At 61.1% G+C, this 21,065-nt stretch carries 16 protein-coding genes; 11 read left to right on the plus strand and 5 right to left on the minus strand.

Annotation, left to right across the window (positions count from 1 at the left end; translation table 11 throughout):
- Positions 1–123 precede the first annotated feature (123 nt).
- The gene (locus D0T11_RS18455; protein ID WP_119657284.1) at positions 124–2,706 is read right to left on the minus strand and encodes a SusC/RagA family TonB-linked outer membrane protein; all 2,583 of its coding nucleotides are present in this window, start codon (positions 2,704–2,706) and stop codon (positions 124–126) included.
- Between the two features lie 934 nt (positions 2,707–3,640).
- On the opposite strand from D0T11_RS18455, the gene D0T11_RS23410 reads away from it, so the two are divergent.
- The 10 genes from D0T11_RS23410 (at position 3,641) to D0T11_RS18505 (ending at position 14,651) form a co-directional block, all read left to right on the plus strand.
- Positions 3,641–5,065 carry an alpha/beta hydrolase-fold protein gene (locus D0T11_RS23410; protein ID WP_119657285.1) on the plus strand — a complete coding sequence of 475 codons (1,425 nt, stop codon included), beginning with the start codon at positions 3,641–3,643 and terminating at the stop codon, positions 5,063–5,065.
- A 284-nt stretch (positions 5,066–5,349) separates the two neighbouring features.
- Positions 5,350–6,765 carry an anthranilate synthase component I family protein gene (locus tag D0T11_RS18465; protein ID WP_119657286.1) on the plus strand — a complete coding sequence of 472 codons (1,416 nt, stop codon included), beginning with the start codon at positions 5,350–5,352 and terminating at the stop codon, positions 6,763–6,765.
- 118 nt (positions 6,766–6,883) lie between these two features.
- Entirely contained in the window at positions 6,884–7,450 is a 567-nt protein-coding gene (locus tag D0T11_RS18470; protein WP_119657287.1) for an anthranilate synthase component II, read from the plus strand.
- 151 nt (positions 7,451–7,601) lie between these two features.
- Complete coding sequence (gene trpD / locus D0T11_RS18475) at positions 7,602–8,591, plus strand: anthranilate phosphoribosyltransferase (RefSeq protein ID WP_119657288.1); 990 nt, start codon at positions 7,602–7,604, stop codon at positions 8,589–8,591.
- A 99-nt stretch (positions 8,592–8,690) separates the two neighbouring features.
- Positions 8,691–9,503: an indole-3-glycerol phosphate synthase TrpC gene (gene trpC / locus D0T11_RS18480; RefSeq protein WP_119657289.1), complete on the plus strand. Its 813-nt coding sequence runs from the start codon at positions 8,691–8,693 to the stop codon at positions 9,501–9,503.
- A 66-nt stretch (positions 9,504–9,569) separates the two neighbouring features.
- Complete coding sequence (locus tag D0T11_RS18485) at positions 9,570–10,256, plus strand: phosphoribosylanthranilate isomerase (RefSeq protein WP_119657290.1); 687 nt, start codon at positions 9,570–9,572, stop codon at positions 10,254–10,256.
- Between the two features lie 33 nt (positions 10,257–10,289).
- The gene (trpB, locus tag D0T11_RS18490; RefSeq protein ID WP_119657291.1) at positions 10,290–11,504 is read left to right on the plus strand and encodes a tryptophan synthase subunit beta; all 1,215 of its coding nucleotides are present in this window, start codon (positions 10,290–10,292) and stop codon (positions 11,502–11,504) included.
- Between the two features lie 122 nt (positions 11,505–11,626).
- Positions 11,627–12,406, plus strand: coding sequence for a tryptophan synthase subunit alpha (gene trpA / locus D0T11_RS18495; protein WP_119657292.1), 780 nt, complete (start codon positions 11,627–11,629; stop codon positions 12,404–12,406).
- Positions 12,407–12,515: 109 nt separating this feature from the next.
- A complete protein-coding gene (gene aroF, locus D0T11_RS18500) occupies positions 12,516–13,529 on the plus strand; it encodes a 3-deoxy-7-phosphoheptulonate synthase (RefSeq protein ID WP_119657293.1) in 1,014 nt (337 codons plus the stop codon).
- A gap of 387 nt (positions 13,530–13,916) precedes the next feature.
- On the plus strand, positions 13,917–14,651 hold the full coding sequence (locus D0T11_RS18505; protein ID WP_245991019.1) for a phenylalanine 4-monooxygenase: 735 nt from the start codon (positions 13,917–13,919) through the stop codon (positions 14,649–14,651).
- A gap of 145 nt (positions 14,652–14,796) precedes the next feature.
- On the opposite strand, the gene D0T11_RS18510 is transcribed toward D0T11_RS18505, so the two are convergent.
- Together D0T11_RS18510 and D0T11_RS18515 are read right to left on the minus strand one after the other, a co-directional pair.
- The gene (locus D0T11_RS18510; protein ID WP_119657295.1) at positions 14,797–15,042 is read right to left on the minus strand and encodes a PID-CTERM protein-sorting domain-containing protein; all 246 of its coding nucleotides are present in this window, start codon (positions 15,040–15,042) and stop codon (positions 14,797–14,799) included.
- A gap of 71 nt (positions 15,043–15,113) precedes the next feature.
- The gene (locus D0T11_RS18515) at positions 15,114–18,164 is read right to left on the minus strand and encodes a nidogen-like domain-containing protein (RefSeq protein ID WP_119657296.1); all 3,051 of its coding nucleotides are present in this window, start codon (positions 18,162–18,164) and stop codon (positions 15,114–15,116) included.
- Positions 18,165–18,632: 468 nt separating this feature from the next.
- Here D0T11_RS18515 and phhA point away from each other — a divergent pair, with 468 nt between their 5' ends.
- Positions 18,633–19,388, plus strand: coding sequence for a phenylalanine 4-monooxygenase (gene phhA / locus D0T11_RS18520; RefSeq protein WP_119657297.1), 756 nt, complete (start codon positions 18,633–18,635; stop codon positions 19,386–19,388).
- A gap of 109 nt (positions 19,389–19,497) precedes the next feature.
- On the opposite strand, the gene D0T11_RS18525 is transcribed toward phhA, so the two are convergent.
- The gene (locus tag D0T11_RS18525) at positions 19,498–19,983 is read right to left on the minus strand and encodes an Mpo1 family 2-hydroxy fatty acid dioxygenase (RefSeq protein ID WP_119657298.1); all 486 of its coding nucleotides are present in this window, start codon (positions 19,981–19,983) and stop codon (positions 19,498–19,500) included.
- Positions 19,984–20,153: 170 nt separating this feature from the next.
- A complete protein-coding gene (locus D0T11_RS18530; protein ID WP_245991022.1) occupies positions 20,154–21,020 on the minus strand; it encodes a dienelactone hydrolase family protein in 867 nt (288 codons plus the stop codon).
- Positions 21,021–21,065: the final 45 nt, after the last annotated feature.

Raw genomic sequence — 21,065 nt, forward strand, 5'->3', positions numbered from 1 at the left:
GGTGGCGGCCCAGCGGATGAGGTTTGGGCGTGTGCACGGGCAGCAGGGGCGAGAGGCGCGCCCAGAGCGTATCGGAAATCGTGAATTCTTGCGTCGTGGCCATGCCGCGAAAGTACCACTTCTTTAACTCCTATTCGGATAGACTCTAATAACTCCGTCGCCGTTAAGGTCCTCGTACTGATCTTCAACCGGCTTGCCGTTCTCGTACTTCTGCTTGTACACGTAGTAGGAATACGGCTGGAAGCCCACCGAATTGATTTGGACAGTGCTGGCCAGGTTGCCCGAAATACCGCCCGTTTTAGCGCCGATATAAGTAGGGTCATCTACAACGGTCAGCTTGGTGATTTCGGAGCGCTGGAACGTGGCGTTGGCGATAACAGTCCAGTCTATTTTCTCATTGCGGATGGGAGCCACCGTTAACCCGAGTTCGATGCCCTCGTTGCGCAGGCTGCCTACGTTGGTCACATACAGGTCGGAGAAGTTGGTGCCCGCCGCCGCCGGAATGGTGTTGATCAGGTCTTTGGTCGTGCGGCTATACACATCAACCGTACCTACTACCCGGTTATCGGCTAAACCGTAGTCCAGGCCGGCGTTGTAGGTAGTCGTTTCTTCCCACTTGATGTTCGGGTCATAGGCATCGGGCCGCAGCGTGGTATAGTACGTGTTGCCAAACTGGTACGACACCGTTTCCCGGCCCAGCTGGTAGGTGCCCAGATACGGGTAGTCGGTGCTCGTGATGTCCTGCTGACCGGTGATGCCGTAACCCAATCGTACTTTGAGGTCGGTAAGGGCGCCCACGTCTTTCAGGAAGTCTTCATCCTTGATGCGCCAGGCCACGGCCACCGCCGGAAACAGACCGCTACGCTCGTTCTTGCTGAAGCGCGACGACTGGTCGTTGCGCAACGTAGCCGTGAGCAGGTACCGATCCAGGATGGTGTAGTTGAGGCGGCCGTAGAAGGAGAGCAAGGTGTATTGCGTCTTGAACGGGTTGCCGTTGGCGGCGTCGGGGTTAGCCAGGTCGCCGCTGGCCCGGCGTGGCGCATTAAACGGATTGGAGCGGATGAAGTCCTGGTAGGAGTAACCGCCCAGCACTTCCACCCGGCTCGAGAGCGAAGGCAGATCGTGGTTGTACTTGAGGTAGAATTCAAGCAGCTTATTGTCTTTGCGCTGCGAATACTGGTTGTTTACGCCCCCATTACCGATGCCTTTCGTGATGGGGTCGATGATGTAGTTAGTGGACGAAATGGCCGGTATGGCGTTCGTGCCGTTGCTGCGCAACACGTCGTACCCCAGGTTGAGGTTGGCGTGCAGGGCAGATAAGAAAGGCAGGCTGTAATCGAGCTGAATGTTGCCGATGCTGCGCTTCACGGTGCTCCGGTCGCGGCGCAGTTCCAACTGAGCAACGGGGTTGCGCGGAGCCAGGCCCAGCGGGTTGCCGGCGGCATCGGTAAACTCAAAGTATCCGCCGTAGGCTGGCTGGCCGGAGTAAATAGGCTGGGTAGGGTCGAAGGAGGCCGCAGTGCCCACCACACCTCCTGCATCAGCGAAGCGGTTATCGGTCCAGGAGCCTTTCACGTTGACGTCGATGCGCAGATGGTCGTCGAACAGGCGGGGCGAAAGGCCCAGTGAAGCCGTGTTGCGCTTGATATTGTTGGTGAGCAGCGTACCGTCCTGGTTCAGGTAGCCAACCGAAGCGCGGAAGGGCACGGGGCCGGCATTGCCGGTCAGGCTCACGTTATTGTCAGTGGTCCAGGCCGTGCGGAAAATAGCATCCTGCCAGTCCGTATTCGCCGTACCCAAACGCTTCAGGTCGTCGGCGGAGGCCAGCGGATTCTTGTTGGCCACGGCATCCTGCACCAACTGGCGGAACTGGTCGCCCGAGAGAACATCGGCCTGCCGATAGTTCTTAGCCCGGGAAACCTGGGAGCTGAAGTTCACCCGCATCTTCTCGCCCTGCACGCCCTTCTTGGTCGTTATGATGATAACCCCGTTCGACGCGCGAGAGCCATAAATGGCCGTGGCGGAAGCATCTTTCAGGACGGTGAAGGTGGCAATGTCATTGGGGTTGATGAGGGCCAGCGCATTGGAGGCCCCATCGGTTGGGCTGTTGTCCACCGGTACCCCATCAATTACAATCAGCGGGTCGTTGCTGGCGCTCAGCGACGAGCCGCTGCGAATACGGATAACGCTACCCGCACCCGGGGCACCCCCGCTGGATACGATTTGTACGCCTGCCACTTTGCCCTGGACCAGCTGAACCGGATCAGTAATCTGGCCCTTCACGAAGCTTTTTTCGTCAACCGTGACCACCGAACCCGTTACGTCGGCTTTCTTCACTGTTCCATAACCAATAACCACGGCCTCGTTGAGCAAGGTGGTGTTTTCCGACATGGAAAGCGCGCTCACCGTTGTGTTCTGCCCCGCCGTTACGCTCACGGTTTGCCGCTGCGTAGTGTACCCTACGAACGACAAAATCAGCGTGTGCGGCCCGGACGGGACGTTCTGAATCGAGTAGGAGCCGTCGGAGTTGGTCGAGCCACCCAGGGAGGAGCCTTCGATCAGCACGGTGACGCCCGGCATGCCTTCGCCTTTCTCGTCCAGCACGCGGCCGCTTACCGTCCCAATTCCCTGCGCATGGGCGCTGCTTACGCTCGCGCCTGCGCACAGAAGGGGCAGCGCCAGTTTCGCTAGATAGGGGTGTTTCATTGAAAAAGTGTTAGGGGTTGAAATGGATTTTTCCGGTCTGGCCGGAGTGGGAATTCAGTGGTCCTGGCTAGCGGGTAAGCGTTGGCAACATGGGTAAGTGACCCATGTTGCACCAGTGCTCCAACCTGCGTTCAACATCACCAAATTGTTAAGAAACAATGCAAGTTAAAGGGTTCTACTGTACAAAAACAATGGCTGGAAGTATGCAAATCGGATTAGTCATAATTGCATTTTGTGGCTGACCAGTGCCTGCGCTTAACGGGTAAACAGGCGAAACCCCGGCTGCACCCGCAGCGCAACAGTCGGGGAACCTATTTAGAAGGGCAATTAAGGCGGGTATTGAGGGGAGTTGACACGCGCATTGGGCTAGTAGTGCATTGATCATTTTTAGTGGTGTATTGATTTGATTGGCCTTCGTTACATAATCTGAACTAGCATCAGGATAAAAGGTAGAATTTGTTGTGCTGTTTCTGCTTAACGATGGCTTATTCTGGCCGAACAGGCTTCTATTGACGATTACAGAAGCTGGTAGCGTTGGTTTGAACCGAAAAATAGCGAAGTTCAACCCATTGAATGGCAAACAGGAGCGGGGTTTAGGTCAATGCAGGAACAGTTTAAGCACGCCAAATTGCTCAGTAAGCCCAATTTTTTTTGTATATATTCTAGTATTGGCTAACCTGGCTAAAAGCCCGGAGGTAGTTTGCGCCGCCGCTGATTTCAGGCCTGACCACCGGTGACGGATGTAAGGGCTTACTTACCGGGAAAATCCGGCGGCCGCGTAAGCCGGGCGGAGGATTTTCCCGGAAAAGTACAGGTTGACTTTATCGAATATTCCGGGCTGGTCCGGCTTTTTGAGCAAAATGTGCGGCTGCCTGCCGGAATGTTCTGCTTTGCCGCGTAGCTTGCCAATGTGTTCCTCGTACTCCCACCGCTCATGAATCGCCTTTTACTACCCGCGCTGCTGGGCCTGCTGGCCGCTAACACCCAGGCCCAGACAACATTCCGCCTGACGGCCGTGCCGGCGGCCACCCCGGCCGGGGCCACGCTCTACCTGGCCGGCTCCTTCAACAGCTGGACGCCGGGCAGTGCGGCCCACACGCTGACGGCGAATCCGGATGGTAGCTACCAGATTACGCTGCCCGCGACAATCAAGGGTAATCTGGAGTTCAAATTCACCCGCGGCAGTTGGGCCACGGTGGAATCCGACGCCCAACATGCCGATATTGGTAATCGCACCTATGTGGCCGGCAATGGCCCGGCCACAGTGGAGTTGCAAATTGCCGGCTGGAAAGACCAAGGCACCAATGGTCCCGGTCCTTGTCAGAGCACCGCCTTGCAGCCCAACGTGCGGGTGATGAGCGAGTCGTTTGCCATGCCCCAGCTGGGACGTACCCGCCGCGTGTGGGTGTATCTGCCCAACGACTACGCTACGGCCCCGGCCAAGCGCTACCCCGTGCTGTATATGCACGACGGCCAGAACGTCTTCGACGCCTGTACCAGCTTCTCGGGCGAGTGGGGTGTGGACGAAACCCTGAGCCAACTGCAACAGCAGGGCCTGGACGCCACCGGCTCCATTGTGGTGGCCGTGGACAACGGCGGGGCCGAGCGTCTGAACGAACTTTCGCCCTGGAAAAATGCCCAGTACGGCGGCGGGCAGGGCGACCAGTACGTGGATTTCATGGTTCAGACGCTCAAGCCCTACATCGATGCCAACTACCGCACCCTCACGGGCCGCGAGTTCACGGGCATTGCCGGCAGCAGCATGGGCGGACTCATCTCCACCTACGCCGCCCTCAAATACCCGCTGGTGTACAGCAAAGTGGGCGTGTTTTCGCCGGCGTTCTGGTTTGCCGAGCAGCCGCTGTTTCAGTACGTGCGCCAGCATCCGGCCAACCCGGCCACCCGGTTCTACTTCGTGAGCGGGGCCAATGAGAGCCAGACGATGGTGCCACTGATGCAGGCCATGCGCGACTCGCTGGCTAAGGGCGGCGTACCGGCCGCTAACCTGAGCTTCCGCGCCCCGGCCGATGGTCAGCACGCCGAATGGTTCTGGAAACGGGAGTTTTCGGCGGCTTACCAATGGCTGAACCAGCCAGCCGTGCTCGCCGGCCGCCACCCGGCGGCCAGCCTGGCCTTCAGCGCCTACCCCAACCCGGCCCACGACCGTCTGACCCTCCGGCTGCCGGCGGATGTGCGGGAGGCGCGGGTGGAAATCCTGGAGCTGAGCGGCCGGATGGTGCGCAAGGAAAAGCTCAGGAACGGGGACGCGCTGGACGTGAGCCCGCTGGCCAAGGGGCTCTACCAGCTGCGGGTAACTGCCGGAGCACGGCAGGGGAGCCAGGTGCTGGCCAAAGAGTAGGACGGCGCCCCAATTTCAATAAAATTCGGGCTTTTGATTGCGCGGCTGGCAACTGTGGCTAGCTTTGCAGCGTTCAACGCCCCAACCCAATTTTTGGCAATGACCTTCTCGACGACGACGCAGCAAGCATGGTGGTGGCCCTACGGAGAATCCGGACGGGACAACCTGTGCGTGCGTTAGAATCAACTACTTTTCTTCGCAACGACTCCACAGAAAGCCCGGCCGCGCAGCCGGGCTTTTTTTGTGCCCGGCGCTGGCCCCCTGCTTCACCACCAGCCCCGCTCATGCAAACCTACCAGCTCATTACCCGTCACCAGCGCGTTCTGGCCGATACCGTAACTCCCGTCGGACTCTACCTGCGCCTGCGCGACCGGTACGACAACTGCCTGCTGCTGGAAAGCTCCGACTACCACGGCCAGCAGAACGCGTTCAGCTACCTCGCCTTCGACCCGCTGGCCCGCTTCGAGCTGCGGGGCCGGGAGCTGACGCTAACGCTGCCCGACGACACCACCGAAACCGAAACCCTGGACTCGCCCCGCGCCGGGCTGGCCCGCCTCCAGGAGTTTGCCGCCGCCTTCCGCACCCAGGATACGGGTCACGATTTCATCACGGGCGGCCTGTTCGGCTACCTGGGCTACGAGGCAGTGCAGGTGTTCGAGGACCTCACGCTGAACCCCGACAAGCAGGCCGCCGGCCAGATTCCGGACATGCTGTACGGCACCTATCGCTACGTGATTGCCCTCAACCACTTCCGCAACGAGCTGTATGTGTTCGAGCACACGCTGGAGGGGCAGCAGGTGGACGAGGACGGCCTGACCCGACTGGTGAACCTGATCCGCAACCCGTCGTTGCCCGATTTCAAGTTTAAAGTAGAAGGGCAGGAGCAGACCAACCAGACCGACGAGGAGTTTCTGCGGGTGCTGGCCCAGGGCCAGCAGCACTGCCACCGGGGCGACGTGTTTCAGATTGTGCTTTCCCGCCGCTTCCAGCAGGGCTTTTCGGGCGACGAGTTCAACGTGTACCGGGCCCTGCGCTCCATCAACCCCTCGCCCTACCTGTTCTACTTCGATTACGGCTACTTCAAGATTTTCGGGTCGTCGCCGGAGGCCCAGGTACGCATTCAGGGCCGGCAGGCTAGTCTGTTCCCGATTGCGGGCACTTTCCGGCGCACCGGCCACGATGCCGAGGATGCCGCCCTGGCCCGGCAGCTGGCCGACGACCCCAAGGAAAACGCCGAGCACGTGATGCTGGTGGATCTGGCCCGCAACGACCTGGCCCGCCATGCCGACCAGGTGGAGGTGAAAACCTTTCGCGAAATCCAGTTCTACTCCCATGTCATTCACTTGGTGAGCGAGGTGCAGGCTACCCTGGCCGCCGGCACCAACTCCTTGCAGGTAGTGGCCGATACCTTCCCGGCCGGTACGCTCTCGGGCGCCCCCAAGCACCGCGCCATGCAGCTCATTGATGGGCTGGAGCCCACCGCCCGCGGCTACTACGGCGGGGCCATCGGCCACCTGGGTTTCAATGGCGACTTCAACCACGCCATCATGATCCGCTCCTTTCTGAGCACCGCCGGCCAGCTCTACTTCCAGGCCGGGGCCGGCGTGGTGGCCGCTTCCGACATCCATTCCGAGCTCAACGAAGTGCACCATAAGCTGGCCGCCCTGCGCAAAGCCTTGCAGGAAGCGGAAGCTATTTAAATGAGGAAGCGCAGCATGACGGCGCTTCGTTGCAATAGTATGTGATTAGCCAGAGGTAGAGATGCTTCGATTGCGACTGCGCTCAGCATGACGTTCAGATAAAAACGACACCTACAACATGAATATTCTCGTTCTCGACAACTACGATTCCTTTACCTATAACCTCGTGCAGGTGCTGCGGGAGCTGGGACACACGGACAACGTCACCGTAATCCGGAACGACAAGCTGACGCTGGACGAGGTGGCGGCCTACGACGCGGTGCTGCTGTCGCCGGGGCCGGGCCTGCCTTCGGAGGCGGGCCTGATGCCGGAGGTTATTCGCCGCTATGCGCCTTGCAAGCGCATTCTGGGGGTGTGCCTGGGCCATCAGGGCCTGGCCGAAAGCTTCGGCGGGGAGCTCTACAACCTGCCCCAGGTGCTGCACGGCCTCGCCACCGACGCCCACCTCACGGCCCCCGACAAGCTGTTTGACGAGTTGCCCGAAACCTTTAAAGTGGGCCGCTACCACAGCTGGAGCGTGCGCCCCGAAAGCCTGCCCGCCGAGCTGGAAGTGACGGCCGTGGATGAAAACGGGCAGGTGCTGGCTTTCCGCCACCGTACGTACGATGTGCGCGGCGTGCAGTTCCACCCCGAGTCCATCCTCACCGAGCACGGCCACCAGATGCTGCGCAACTGGCTGAAGTAACAACTCTCATCCTGAGCGGAGCGAAGGACCTTATGGCGCGTGAACAAGTCGTTAGGCACTAACTCAGACGGTACAAGGTCCTTCGCTCTGCTCAGGATGACAGGCGAGAAAAATCAGATAAATCCCTTTCCAATCTGCATAATCTGCGATTTTGAAACAGATCCTCAATAAACTATTCGACCAGCAGCTGCTCACCCACCCGGAAGCCCACGAGGCCATGCTCCGCATTGGGCAGGGGGAGGCCAACGCGGCGGAAATGGCGGCCTTCATGAGCGTGTACCGGATGCGGCCGATTTCGGTGCCCGAGCTGGCCGGCTTCCGCGACGCGCTGCTGAGCCTGAGCCGCGACCCGGAGCTGGGTACCCGCGACACGGTGGACATTGTGGGCACCGGCGGCGACGGCAAGGACACGCTCAACATCAGTACCCTGGCCTGCTTCGTGGTGGCCGGCGCGGGGTATAAGGTGACCAAGCACGGCAACATCGGCGTTTCGTCGGTGTGCGGATCGTCGGATGTGTTGCAGCAGCTGGGCGTGGATTTCGGCGTCGGCAACGACGTGCTGAAGCGGCAGCTGGAGCAGGCCAACATCTGCTTTCTGCACGCGCCGGCCTTCCACCCGGCCATGCGCCACGCCGGGCCGGTACGCCGGGAGCTGGGCGTGCGCACGTTTTTCAACATTCTGGGGCCGCTGGTGAACCCGGCCCGGCCAAAATTCCAGGTGGCCGGCACCTTCAGCCTGGAGCTGCTGCGCCTCTACCACTACCTGCTCCAGCAAACCGACGTGCGTTACGCCGTGGTGCACGCCCTGGATGGCTATGACGAGCTGTCGCTGACGGCGGCGGCCAAGCTGGCCACGCCCGAGGGCGAGCGGGTGGTAACGGCCGCCGACCTGGGTTTGAGCCTCAACCGCCCCGAGGAACTGGCCGGCGGCCACACCGCCGCCAAATCGGCCGCCATCTTTGTTGACGTACTGGAAGGCCGCGCCACCCGCGCCCAGCGCGACGTGGTAACGGCCAACGCGGCCCTAGCCATCGGCTGCCTGGAACCCGGTTTCAGCTTTGCCGACTGCCTGGCCGCCGCCCGCGAGTCGCTCGACTCGGGCCGCGCCAGAAAGGCGTTGCGGACACTCATTAGTTGTTAGTTGTCAGTTGCTGGTTGTCAGGTCGCTCATCCACACATGGTGAACCTGCCAACCAGCACCTGACAACGAACAACCAACAACTGACAACTACCCAACCTCATGACCATTCTCGATAAAATCATTGCCCACAAGCGCCAGGAAGTAGCCACCCGCCAGAGCCTGGTGCCGGTAAAACTGCTGGAGCAGAGCTTCTATATGCCCGGCCAGCCGCTGAGTTTGCGCCGCTACCTGCTGCGCGACGATTTGAGCGGTATCATTGCCGAGTTCAAGCGTAAATCACCCAGCAAAGGCATTATCAATGCCCACGCGCCGGTGGAGCGCACCACGCTGGGCTACATGCAGGCGGGCGCTTCGGCCCTGTCGGTGCTCACGGATACCGAGTTTTTCGGCGGTAAAAATGAGGACCTGACCACGGCCCGGCGCTACAATTTCTGCCCCATTCTGCGCAAGGATTTCGTGGTGGACGAGTACCAGATCATTGAGGCCAAGAGCCTGGGGGCCGATGCCGTATTGCTGATTGCGGCCGTGCTCAGCGGCGAGGAAGTGCTGCGCCTGGGGCGCCTGGCCAAAAGCCTGGGCCTGGAAGTACTGCTCGAAATCCATGACGCCCAGGAGCTCGACAAAACCCTGCACCCCGACGCCGTAACGCTGGTGGGCGTGAACAACCGCAACCTGCACGACTTCTCCGTGAGCCTCGACACCTCGGGCGAGCTGGCCCAGCGCATTCCCGACGCCTACGTGAAGGTGACGGAAAGCGGCCTGACCACCGCCGCCGACATTGAGGCCCTGCGCGCCGTGGGCTACCGGGGCTTCCTGATGGGCGAGACGTTCATGCGCCACTCGCGGCCCGAGAAAGCATGCGCCGCTTTGGTGCAGCAGTTGCGCGCCACCGAGGCCGTGACGTTGTTATAGTGCCAAACGGCCCCGGTCGGTCCTGCTTCGGGCCGCCATCGGCTCCCACCCGACTACCTGCCAACCATGTCTACGACTCCTGAAACCCACCCGTCGCTGCGCCTGAAAGTATGCGGGATGAAATACGCCGACAACATTGCCGAAGTGGCGGCGCTGGAGCCGGATTTCATGGGCTTTATTTTCCATTCGGCCTCTTCGCGCTTCGTGGGCGAAACGCTCGACGCGCGCCTGTTGCAGAGCCTGCCGCCGGGCCTGCGCAAAGTGGGCGTGTTCGTGGATGAAAGCAACGAATTTATCCTGCGGCAGTTGGGTCGCTACGGCCTCGACGCAGCCCAGCTGCACGGCCACGAAACCCCGGCCCAGTGCGCCGAACTGCGGGCGGCGGGCGTTATGGTGATCAAGGTATTTGGCATGGACGCCGACTTTTCCCTGGACCAGCTGACGCCCTACGCGCCCTATTGCGCCTTTTTTCTCTTCGACACCAAAGGCCCCCAGCCCGGCGGCAACGGCACCACTTTCAACTGGGAGCTGCTGCGCGACTACATTCTGCCGGTGCCCTATCTGCTGGCCGGGGGCCTCGACCTGCGCCACGCTCCGGCGCTGCGCCACCTGACGCTGCCCGGCCTTTACGGCCTCGACCTGAACAGCCGCTTCGAAACAGCCCCGGCCCTGAAGGACGCCGCCCGGCTGAGCCAGATGTTCCGGCTGCTGCGCGCGCAGCCTACTTCGGCAGCCCTCCCAACGGCCCGTTGAGCACCGCTTACTTTACTTCTGAACTCCAACCCTATGGCTTCCCCGACCACCCCGCCTCCTACCTACCAGCAACCCAACGACCGTGGCTACTATGGCCAGTTTGGGGGCGCGTTCATCCCCGAAATGCTCTATCCCAACGTGGAGGAGCTGCGCCAGCACTACCTGAGCATTATGGCCGAGCCGGCGTTCCAGCAGCAGTACCAGCAGCTGCTGCGCGACTACGTGGGCCGGCCCACGCCCTTGTTCGAGGCCAAGCGCTTGTCGGCCAGGTACAACACCCGCATCTACCTCAAGCGCGAGGACCTCTGCCACACCGGGGCTCACAAGGTGAACAACACCGTGGGGCAGATTCTGCTGGCCCAGCGCCTGGGCAAAACGCGCATCATTGCCGAAACCGGGGCCGGCCAGCACGGCGTGGCCACGGCCACGGTGTGCGCCCTGATGGGTATGGAGTGCATCGTGTACATGGGCGAGGTGGACATGGAGCGCCAGAAGCCCAACGTGTACCGTATGCGCCTGCTCGGGGCCGAAGTGCGGCCCGCCCTGAGCGGCAGCCGCACTCTCAAGGATGCCACCAACGAAGCCATCCGCGACTGGATTTCCAACCCCGTGGATACCCACTACATCATTGGCTCGGTGGTGGGGCCGCACCCGTACCCCGACTTAGTGGCGCGTTTGCAGGCCGTTATCAGCGAGGAAATGCGTAAGCAGCTGCTGGAAAAAACCGGCTCCGAGCTGCCCGATTATGTGGTGGCCTGCGTGGGCGGTGGCTCCAATGCGGCCGGTGCGTTCTACCATTTCCTGGAAGAGCCTTCGGTGCAGCTGGTGGCCGTGGAAGCGGCCGGGCACGGGGTGCACTCGGGCCACTCGGCGGCTACTTCGGTGCTCGGCACGCCGGGCATCATTCATGGCAGCCGCACGCTGCTCATGCAGGATGCCGACGGTCAGATTACTGAGCCCTACTCCATCTCCGCCGGCCTCGACTATCCCGGCATCGGGCCGCTGCACGCCTTTTTGTCCGACGCCAAACGCGCCCGCTTCATCAGCATCGAGGATGAGGCGGCCCTGAAAGCCGTGGCCGAGTGCAGCCGCCTCGAAGGCATCATTCCGGCCCTGGAAACGGCCCACGCCCTGGCCGCCCTGGGCCAGCTCGGTGCCGGCCCCGACGATGTGGTGGTTATCAACCTCTCCGGCCGCGGCGACAAGGACCTGGAAACCTACATCAAGTACGCTGACTCTATCATGTAACGCCCAAACTACTCGTTATCCTGAGCGAAGCGAAGGACCTTATCACGCGTAAACGAGCCGTTTACAAGCAATCCAAACGTGATAAGGTCCTTCGCTCCGCTCAGGATGACGGGGCCGCTCGTATGAACCGAATCAAGAACGCCTTCGCCAAAAAGCAGAAAAACCTGCTGAACATGTACTTCACGGCCGGCTACCCCCGCCTGCACGACACGGTACCTATCCTCAAAGCCCTCAGCGAAGCCGGCGCCGACCTGATCGAAATCGGGATGCCGTTTTCCGACCCGCTGGCCGATGGGCCGGTAATTCAGGCGAGCAGCACCGTGGCCCTGGCCAACGGCATGAACCTGCGGGTGCTGTTCGAGCAGCTCAAGGATATCCGCCAGCAGGTACCCGAAACGCCGATTCTGCTCATGGGCTACCTCAACCCGGTGATGCAGTTTGGGGTGGATGACTTCTGCCGCGAAGCCGCCGCCGCCGGGGCCGACGGCGTCATCCTGCCCGATTTGCCCCTCGACGACTACGTGGCCGAGTACCAGCACATCTTCCGCCGCCACAACCTGCGCCCGGTGTTCCTCATCACGCCCCAGACCGCGCCCGAACGCATCCGCCGCATCGATGAGCTGACGGAGTCCTTCCTCTACCTCGTGTCGGGACCCGGCACTACCGGCGGGGCCAACACCCAGGCCGAGGGCGTGCAGGAAGCCTATTTCCGGCGCATCGAGGCCATGAATCTGCGCAACCCCCGCCTCATCGGCTTCGGCATCGGCGACCAGGCCTCCTTCCGGCACGCCTGCCAGTACGCTGAGGGCGCCATCATCGGCTCCGCGCTGATTCGGGCCCTTGAGGGGGCTCAGGATGCCCCGGCCGCTGCGGCTCAATTTGTAACCTCTGTACTCAACTAAGATTTCCCGCAGAGGAGCGCGGAGGTTTTCGCGGAGGGCCGCAGAAAAACAACCTCTGCATACCTCCGCGAAAACCTCCGCGCTCCTCTGCGGGAACCAACGCCAGAACATGATCATCCAACTCGACCCCCACATTACCGAAGCCAACAAAGCCGCCATTGAAGCCCGCATTCTGGAGCTGAAATACAAGGCCACGGAGGTGAAAACCCAGCGCGCCCACTACCTGGTGGCCATCGGCAAGGCCGACGTGGATCTGCGCACCATTGGCCAGCTGCCCGGCATCCTTGACATCCACCGCGTGTCGGACGACTACAAGCTGGTGAGCCGCAAGTGGCGCGTGCGCCCCACCGTGCTCGACCTCGGCGACGGGGTGCGCATCGGGGAAGGCTCGCTCACGCTGGCCGCCGGCCCGTGCAGTATTGAGAGTGAAAAGCAGATGGAGCTGATCATGCAGCACCTCCTCGACAACAACGTGCGCATCATGCGCGGGGGCGTGTTCAAGCCCCGCTCGTCGCCCTATGCCTTTCGGGGGTTGGGCATGGAGGGCCTGAAGGATTTTCACCGCATGGCCCGGGAACGGGGCATCAAAATCGTGACCGAGGTGATGCAGGTGTCGCAGGTGGAGGAGATGCACGACTACGTGGACGTGTTCCAGGTGGGGGCGCGCAACACCCAGAATTTCAACCTGCTCGACGCCCTGGGCGGCGTGGATAAGCCTGTGATGATCAAGCGCGGCATTTCGGGTACTATTGAAGAGCTGCTCTCGTCGGCGGAATACGTGTTTTCGGGCGGCAACGAGAAGCTGATACTCTGCGAGCGAGGCATCCGGACCTTTGAAACAGCCTCCCGCAATACGCTCGATCTGAACGCAGTGCCTATTCTGAAGGAGAAAACCCACCTGCCCGTTATCGTGGACCCCTCGCACGGCATCGGCATCCGCGAATACGTGCCCACGATGGCCCTGGCCGGCGTGATGGCCGGAGCCGACGGCATCATCTACGAAGCCCACGAAACTCCCGAACAAGCCGCCTCCGACGGTGCCCAGACCCTCAACTTCCAGGAGTCGGCCCGCCTGATCCGCAACCTGCGCAAGGTGTACGCCCTGCGCCAGGAACTGGAATAAGCAGGTGAAATGTGGCAGCCGGCGTCGGGTAGTTGGGTCGTCAGTGCCTGAAGTTAGCGGCTGGAAGCTTTAGGAACTGCGTTTATCCCCGGAAACAGCCTTCGGATTTCCGGAGGGGGGGCTGGCGGAGGAAGTTGAAAATGGAGAGGAGGCCCGGGAAAACATATCCCTCCGATTCGATGCCTAGTCAAAACCATTCTTATATTTACGCCATCATGTTCAACCTGTCCGCGAAACGCTTCGTCCTGATTACCAACCGCCCTATGCAGGGCGGATGCGGACAGCGCGGGCGGCCCGGAAGTTAAAGGAACAATGATTCTCCTTCTCCTCTGAACCCCAGCAAGGCCCGCTTCCGACAGGAACCGGGCCTTTTTTATGCTCCCTGCCATGCTGCAACAACATTACGACCGGTACACGGCCCAGGACCATTTGGTCTGGAAAGTATTGTTCGACCGCCAGACCGCCCTGCTGCACAAGCGGGCCTGCTCCGCGTTTGGGCGGGGGCTGGCGGCCACGGGTATGCACCGCAACGCGCTGCCCGATTTCGGGCAAGTAAGCCACCGACTCCGCAAGGCCACGGGCTGGCAACTGGAGCCGGTGCAGGGTATGTTGGGCGATGCCGACTTTTTCGGGTTGCTGGCCCAGCGCAAGTTCCCGGCTACCGTCTGGATCCGGAGCATGGAGCAGTTCGATTTCACGGAGGAGCCCGATTTGTTCCACGGCGTATTCGGTCACGTGCCCTTGCTCATAGACCCGACGTTTGCCGATTTCCTACAGTTTCTGGGCCACGTAGCCATGCAGCACCTCCATGATGGGGAAGCATTGGAGCGGTTGGAGCGGCTGTACGGCTTCGCGGGGCAGTTTGGGCTGGTGCTGGAAGACGGGCAACCCCGCTTGTTTGGGGCGGGTTTGCTCTCGTCTTCGGGCGAAATTCACCACTTCCTGGCTGATGAGGCAACGCGCCAGCCCTTCGAGCTGGCCACCATTCTGCGCACGCCTTATAGTGAGCAGCACTTGCAGCAGCAGTACTTCGTACTCAATAGCTGGGACCAACTCACTGAAAGCGTGGCCGAGCTGGCCGCCCTGCTCGCCACTGACGGGGAATTGTTATCGATAGAATAACTGCTTTGGGGATACCGTGAAATGCCTACAGCCTTAGTACGCGTTGCATTATCGCTAAAAGACCCGCCGACTTTAGTCTGCGGGTCTTTTAGTTTAAGCCGTTTGTGAGTGCCCGCGACCCTAAGTCGGCGAGTATACCAGGCCGTTAGTTGGCATCCTCAGACTGCTCTACGGCGGCAGTCGGGCGGCGCAGGTGGCGTAGGGCCAAAGCGCTACCTGCCACTAGCAGTAAGGACGCACCTCCATCAATCGGGACTGCAGTAGGAGAAGTAGGATCGGGGCTGGGGCCACCCGAGCCGGGTCCTTGTGCCCGGGCAGTCGGAGTGGACAGCAGAACAGCCAGCAGCAACCCGGCAGGGCGTAGCAGAAAAAGGAGATTGGTAAGCTTCATAAGAGGGAAAACTAGAAACAGGAAAGATGCCTGCTGGCCGGTGAACACTGGGAGTGCCCACCGGCTCAGGGCTACTCGATTACCAGGCGTTTGGTGACCGGCCCCATGATGGTAGCCAGCCGTAACGTATAGACGCCTTGCGCAAGCCCGCTTACGGATAGCACCTGCGTAGTGCTGGCAGAGCTTGGCAGCCACGAATAGCTCCTGACCGCCTGCCCCAGCGCGTTGTATAGTACGGCCGTACCCATCTGGTTGCGCAAAGCGGCCGGGAGCACCAGCGTGGCCGCCGTATGAGCTGGATTAGGATAGAGTTGGATCTGCTGGCCGGCCAGGGCAGCTGCGCTGGCCAGCAGACGGCTGGTGGTCAGTAGTACCGAAAATCGTGGACCCGTGGCATCTGCCGTCTGGCGGAAGGAGTACACTGGTTGCTGGGTCAGATCGAGGCTGACGCCGGTTTCCGCATCGCGCAGGTAGGCGTTGAGGCCGGCCGGCAGGTTCAGCAGCCGGATGGCTTCCAGCTGATAAGAGCCTGAAACGGCTACGCGTACCTGTAACGGAATCAACACGTCGGAGCGGTTCAGGGCTGGCAGGCCGCTGATGCTCAACTGCTCCGAACCCGCTGGCAGCGAGATACTGGCGACGTTGCCGCTGGTCAGTTTGTAGGCGTCGAAGGCAGTGTCGAAGCCCGGCGTGGCACCTTGCTCAAAATAGACGGTGGCGGCGTCGCGTTGCGTGCCAGTTACCAAATCAAGCTGTAATAGCGGCCGGGTTTCCAGTTCCGGGGTGCGGTTGAAAGCCGGGTTCTGGTAAGTGGTGACGCGGGCGGCGTTGCTCAGTAACAGGCTGCCCGGCGTGCCGGGGGCAGTTGCGCGCACAAAAAAGCCCTGGCCCATCGCAATGAAACGGGCGTCGCCGATGCCGTTTACGAAGCTGCTGTAGCTGCCGGCATACGTCCCCGACGACTTGAATACATATACCGCGTTGTCGAGGCCCGAGAGGCCTGCTGCGGCCAGGGTCCAGTCGATCGGTGCGGGGTAGGGGTTGCCCAGCAGGTGCCAGCCCGAAGCGGGCTCGGTGCCGCGCGTAAGACCGGTGCGCGCCACGGGTCCGTTGGTGAGTGTTCCCACAAAGTCAACGGTGGCGGTAGCCGGCAGATTGACGGTGTAGCCCACGCCCGGCGTGAGGGGGGCCGACTGGGAGGCCGGTGAAAACCAACCCTGGTCGAAGGCGCCGGCCGGGGCATTCACCCGGTTCTCATCGTAGCCGAATACCGTAGGGAACGGCGTAACGGCGGCCGGTACCGGGGCCGTATTGTAGTCCGGGTTCACGACCGGTGTAAAGTTGGCCGTTGCAAGGTCGGCCACCGTGGTATTGCTGACGGGCGCGCTGTAGTGGCGGTAGCCAGCTCCGGCATTCTGGCTGGGGTTGATGTAGCGCTGTACCGTAGCCGCCCCGGTTACCACGGCGGAGCCGTTGTTTGCCACCATGGCCGTGCCGGCGGCATCGGAGAGCAGAGTGAGCGTCTGGCTATTGGTGGCCAGGCTGCCATTGAGTGTAAGTAGGCGACTTACGGCCAGTGGCCCGGTGAGTTGGCCCCCGGCCGAACCGACAGTCAGGCCGCCTACACTTATCAGCGTATTACCGCCCAGGCTCTGCCGGGCGGAACCGCCCAGCACGAGGGTGCCCGTACCACCGAAGCTGCCGTTATTGAGGAGCGTACCATTGAGCGTGAGGAGGCCATCGTTGGCAATTGTGAGGCTGGCCCCGCTGGCAACGGTGAAGCTGTTCGCGGCGGCGGCGGCACTGAGTACCGGCATCCGCACGGCCGAAGCCGGAATCGTAACGTCGATGCTACCCGTGGGCAAGGTATTGTTCGTCCAGTTAGTGGGGTCAGTATATACAGTGCTTGTGCTGCCCGTCCACTGGCCGTTAGCCGCTGCGGGCGGATTCACTATCACCGTAATATCGAACTGCCGGCTTGCTACCGGCGTGCCGTTATCCGTAGCCACCACACTAATCGTGGAGGTGCCCACGTTGCACGCCGCTCCGGTCACGCTTAGGTTCAGCACCGGGTTAATGCCCGTGCTAACGCTGGATGAAACGTTGCACAGGCCGTTGGTATTCACGGCCAGCGTCACGGTCTGGCCGGCCTCTGGTCCCGAAAACTGGGGGGCAATACTCACCGTTTGGCCCTGGTTGACGGTGATAGTGTTGTTGAGGGGCAAGTTGGTAGCGGAAGGCGGCAGGTTGCCGTCGGCAAAGACGCGGTACGAGATGCACTGCTGATCCAGCCAGTCTACCCCGCTGGGGCTCACGTTATCGGGGTGGGTGGCATTGTTGAGGTTGAAGCGGCCCGTCTGGATGAAGTCGCCGTTGGTACCGCGGTTATTGCCCACCGTTGCCAGCGAGCCCCCAAAACCGTTTGTGCCGCCAGAGGCGTCGCCGGTGGTCCACTGCATGTCGCCATAGGCAAACGTCACATCGTCGGTCGTTACTCCCGATGAGTTGGCCCGGATGACAATCTGGAAAGTGTTTTTCTTGGTCGTATTGCTTTGGTAATAACCCACCCGGTTCCAGGTCACTACCAGCCGGTCGGGGAAGATTTTGTACCAGATGCTGCCGCTACCGCTAGGCCGCGTGTCCACATCGGCCCAGAAACCAGCCACCATGGGTGTGTTTATCGGGAAGCCATCGGCGGAATACTGCGACACTGGAGTGCCAAACGACAGGTTGCCGTTGGTGTTGATATAGACCCCGGTGTAGGGCGTGCCGAATAGCGTGAACGTGAAGCCCAGCGGAATCAGGTTGGACGAACCGTCGTCGTTGCGCGCCAGGTTGATGTAGCCGCCCGCTGCCGGAGCCGACACGGAATCCAGTGGCTCGAAGCAAGCTGGCAACTGGAGGGCGGTAGTACGGCCGCCGGCCGCCGGCCGGCCAGCGGGCTGTGGCCGGGCACTGGTCCGGATGAGGCTTTGCTTGCGCGCATCGTACTGCGGATCGAGCAGGGAAGGATCGAGGGAGTGGGCCGGCACAGCTTGGGCAAACGCCTGCTGCCCAAACGTGCCGGTCAGGCACAACACCAGCATCCATCGACAAAGTACTACCAGAGAAAAGGTGCGCATAAGGGCTTATGGGTAAGTGAAATAATGAAAAAATGCAAGACAGATAGTGGACAGGACTCCAGTGGCCGGGGAATGACTGGCAGGGGCGCAGGCTGAAATCAGTGTCAAATGTATTATTTATATGGGAATAAATATCATAAAAATGATCAGTCGCAACGGATTGACAGACAGATGGAGGTAGTAGGAGTAAGTGGGGAGAGGTACGGGAACTTTCTGCCGAACCTGTTGGCTGTTTCCGTCATGCTTTGTCGCGTCACTTCACCACCAAAAAAACGCTTACATTTACGGCCGATGCCGCTGTTCACCTCCCGCTATTATGCTTATGCCTATTACGCTCCGGCCCGGAGCGGAGCGGCGGCGGCGTACCCGAGGAACTAGCACCAGCATCTTCCTCCCCACGACTTGTCAAGCCTGCTTCCGCTTCCTGCGGAGGCAGGCTTTTTCTTTTTACCCCTTCTTGTTTTTCGTATGCAGTCCACTGATCTATCCATACCCTCGCCCGCCCGCCCGCTTTCGCTCCTGACCCAGGACTACGACCTGTACACCGCCGCCGATCAGCACGTGTGGCAACTGCTCTTCGACCGGCAGATGGAACTGTTGCCCGGCCGGGCGGCCGGCGCCTTTCTGGAAGGCGTGCGCCGGGTGGGGTTTACCCGCACCGCCATTCCCGATTTCCGGGAGGTGAGTCCGCGCCTGCGGGCCCTCACGGGCTGGGAGCTGGTGGTCGTGCCCGGCATCGTGGATGACGCCATTTTCTTTCAGCTGCTGGCCGACCGCAAGTTTCCGGCTACCACCTGGCTGCGCACCCTGGAGCAGCTCGATTACCTGGAGGAGCCCGATATGTTCCACGACGTGTTCGGGCACGTGCCGCTGCTCACGGACCCGGATTTCGCGGCGTTTCTGCAAGCCCTGGGAGTGGCCGCCGGGCAGCATACCGGGAACCCCGCCGCGCTGGAGCAGTTCACGCGCCTGTATTGGTTCACGGCCGAGTTCGGCTTGCTGCGCCAGCCGGACGGGCTGCGTATTTACGGCGCCGGCCTGCTGTCTTCGCACGGCGAAGTCCGGTTCAGCCTCAGTGAGGAGCCCACCCGCCTGCCTTTCAGCCTCGAAGGCGTGCTGAGCACCCCCTTCGAGAAGGACAAGTTTCAGGACCTCTATTTCGAGCTCTCCGATATGCAGCAGCTGCCCGTCAGCCTCCAGCAACTGCAGGCCCGGCTGGCGTGAAGTGGTGAGGTGGTGAGTTTGATGTTCGGACGGGCTTAATTGCGCCACTTGCGCAGATAGGCCCGTCCGAACATCGAACTCACCACCTCACCATCGTGAGCCACCTCACCTAATATCGCCAACCGAGCCTGCGGTACACGAAGTGCAGGAGCCAGAGCGGGCCGATGAGCAGGAATTGCAGGTCTTTGAGAAACGACGGTTTCTTGCCCTCTACTTTGTGGCCCCAGAACTGCCCGATCCAGGCCAGCACGAAGAGGATGAGGCACACCGCCCACAGGGGCAGCGCGGCCTGGGCCTGTACCACCCGCAACGCCAGCGCCATGCCCAGCCACACCAGTACCATGCCCCCCGCCAACCGGCCCGACAGGCGCAGGTAATACCCCACGGCCAGCACCATCACCAATGTAGCCCAGTTCAGCCAGGGGCTCAGTTGCCGCACCGCCGCCGGCACCGGAACCGACCAGAGCAGCCCCAGAATGGCGAACATAATGAGAGGTACGCACACCCAATGAACCAGCTTGTTCGTGGGGTTCTGGTGGCTTTCGGCGTACTCGTTCAGCAGGCGCTGCACGGGCGAGAGTAAGGAAGTAGACATGAAGGTTGGCCGCGAAGTGGAAGACAAAATATACGCATTTCACTCACTATTTGAGGCCCTTAGTGCATTTGCTCACGCCCCTTTCGGTACCCCGAAATGAAAAGGCTGCCCCAACAGGAGCAGCCTTTTACATGAATAATTGTCTGCAAAATCCGCGTTAATCCGTGGTCTTATTTGAGCTTGAGGTTTTTCTTGAGGTAAGCCACCGAAGCGGCGTGGGCATCCTCGGCGAAATCCTTGCTGTACTTGGGGTTAGAGGGGTTGGCGAAGGCGTGGTCGGCGTCGTAGGCTTTTACGGTGAGGCCTTTCTTGGCGGCCTTCATATCCTTTTCGAACTGCGTGACCACTTCCTGATTGATCCACTTGTCTTGCTTGGCAAACACCATCAGCACATCGGTATTCAGGGTTTTGAGCTTGGCAACGTCTTTCTCAGGCATGCCGTAGTACATCACGCAGCCCACCGCCTGCTTGCCGGCCAGCAGCGCCGTTTGCAGACTCCAGCCGCCCCCGAAGCACCACCCAATGCTGGCCACCTGGGCGTGTGGCCCGGCATGCAACAGGGCACCTTTGATGATGGCTTGGGCGCGGTCGGTTTTTACACTTTGCATAAGCTTGCCAGCCTCGTCGGCCGTAGTGGCTACCTGGCCGTCGTAGAGGTCGAGGGCGATGACGTTGGTGCCCGGCAGCTCCTTGGCAAAACGGGCGGCTTCCTGCTTGATGTAGTCATTGAGACCCCACCACTCGTGAATTACGAACAGGTACTTGTCGGAGCGGATGCTGCTCTTGATCTCAAAAGCCTTGCTGCTGCCGCCGTCGGTGGTTTTGAATTCAATCATCTCGCCGGTGCCGGCGTAGGTGAAGGGCAGGGGCGCATCGTGGCCGCCGGAGAAATCCTCATTCGAGGCCAGCATGGCGAACACCTCCGTGGCATTCTGGCCGGCGGCAGGCTTGGCGCAGCAGCTCATGGTGGTGGTTTGGGCCGAAGCCACGGATACCACGCTCAGCAGCGCGGCACACAGAGTCCATAGTTTTTTCATGGAAACAAGAAGGGGAAGAGGGGAAAGGTTGGATCAGAAAGCCCC

The organism is Hymenobacter rubripertinctus (genome assembly GCF_003583925.1).
Classification (GTDB): Bacteria; Bacteroidota; Bacteroidia; order Cytophagales; family Hymenobacteraceae; genus Hymenobacter; species Hymenobacter rubripertinctus.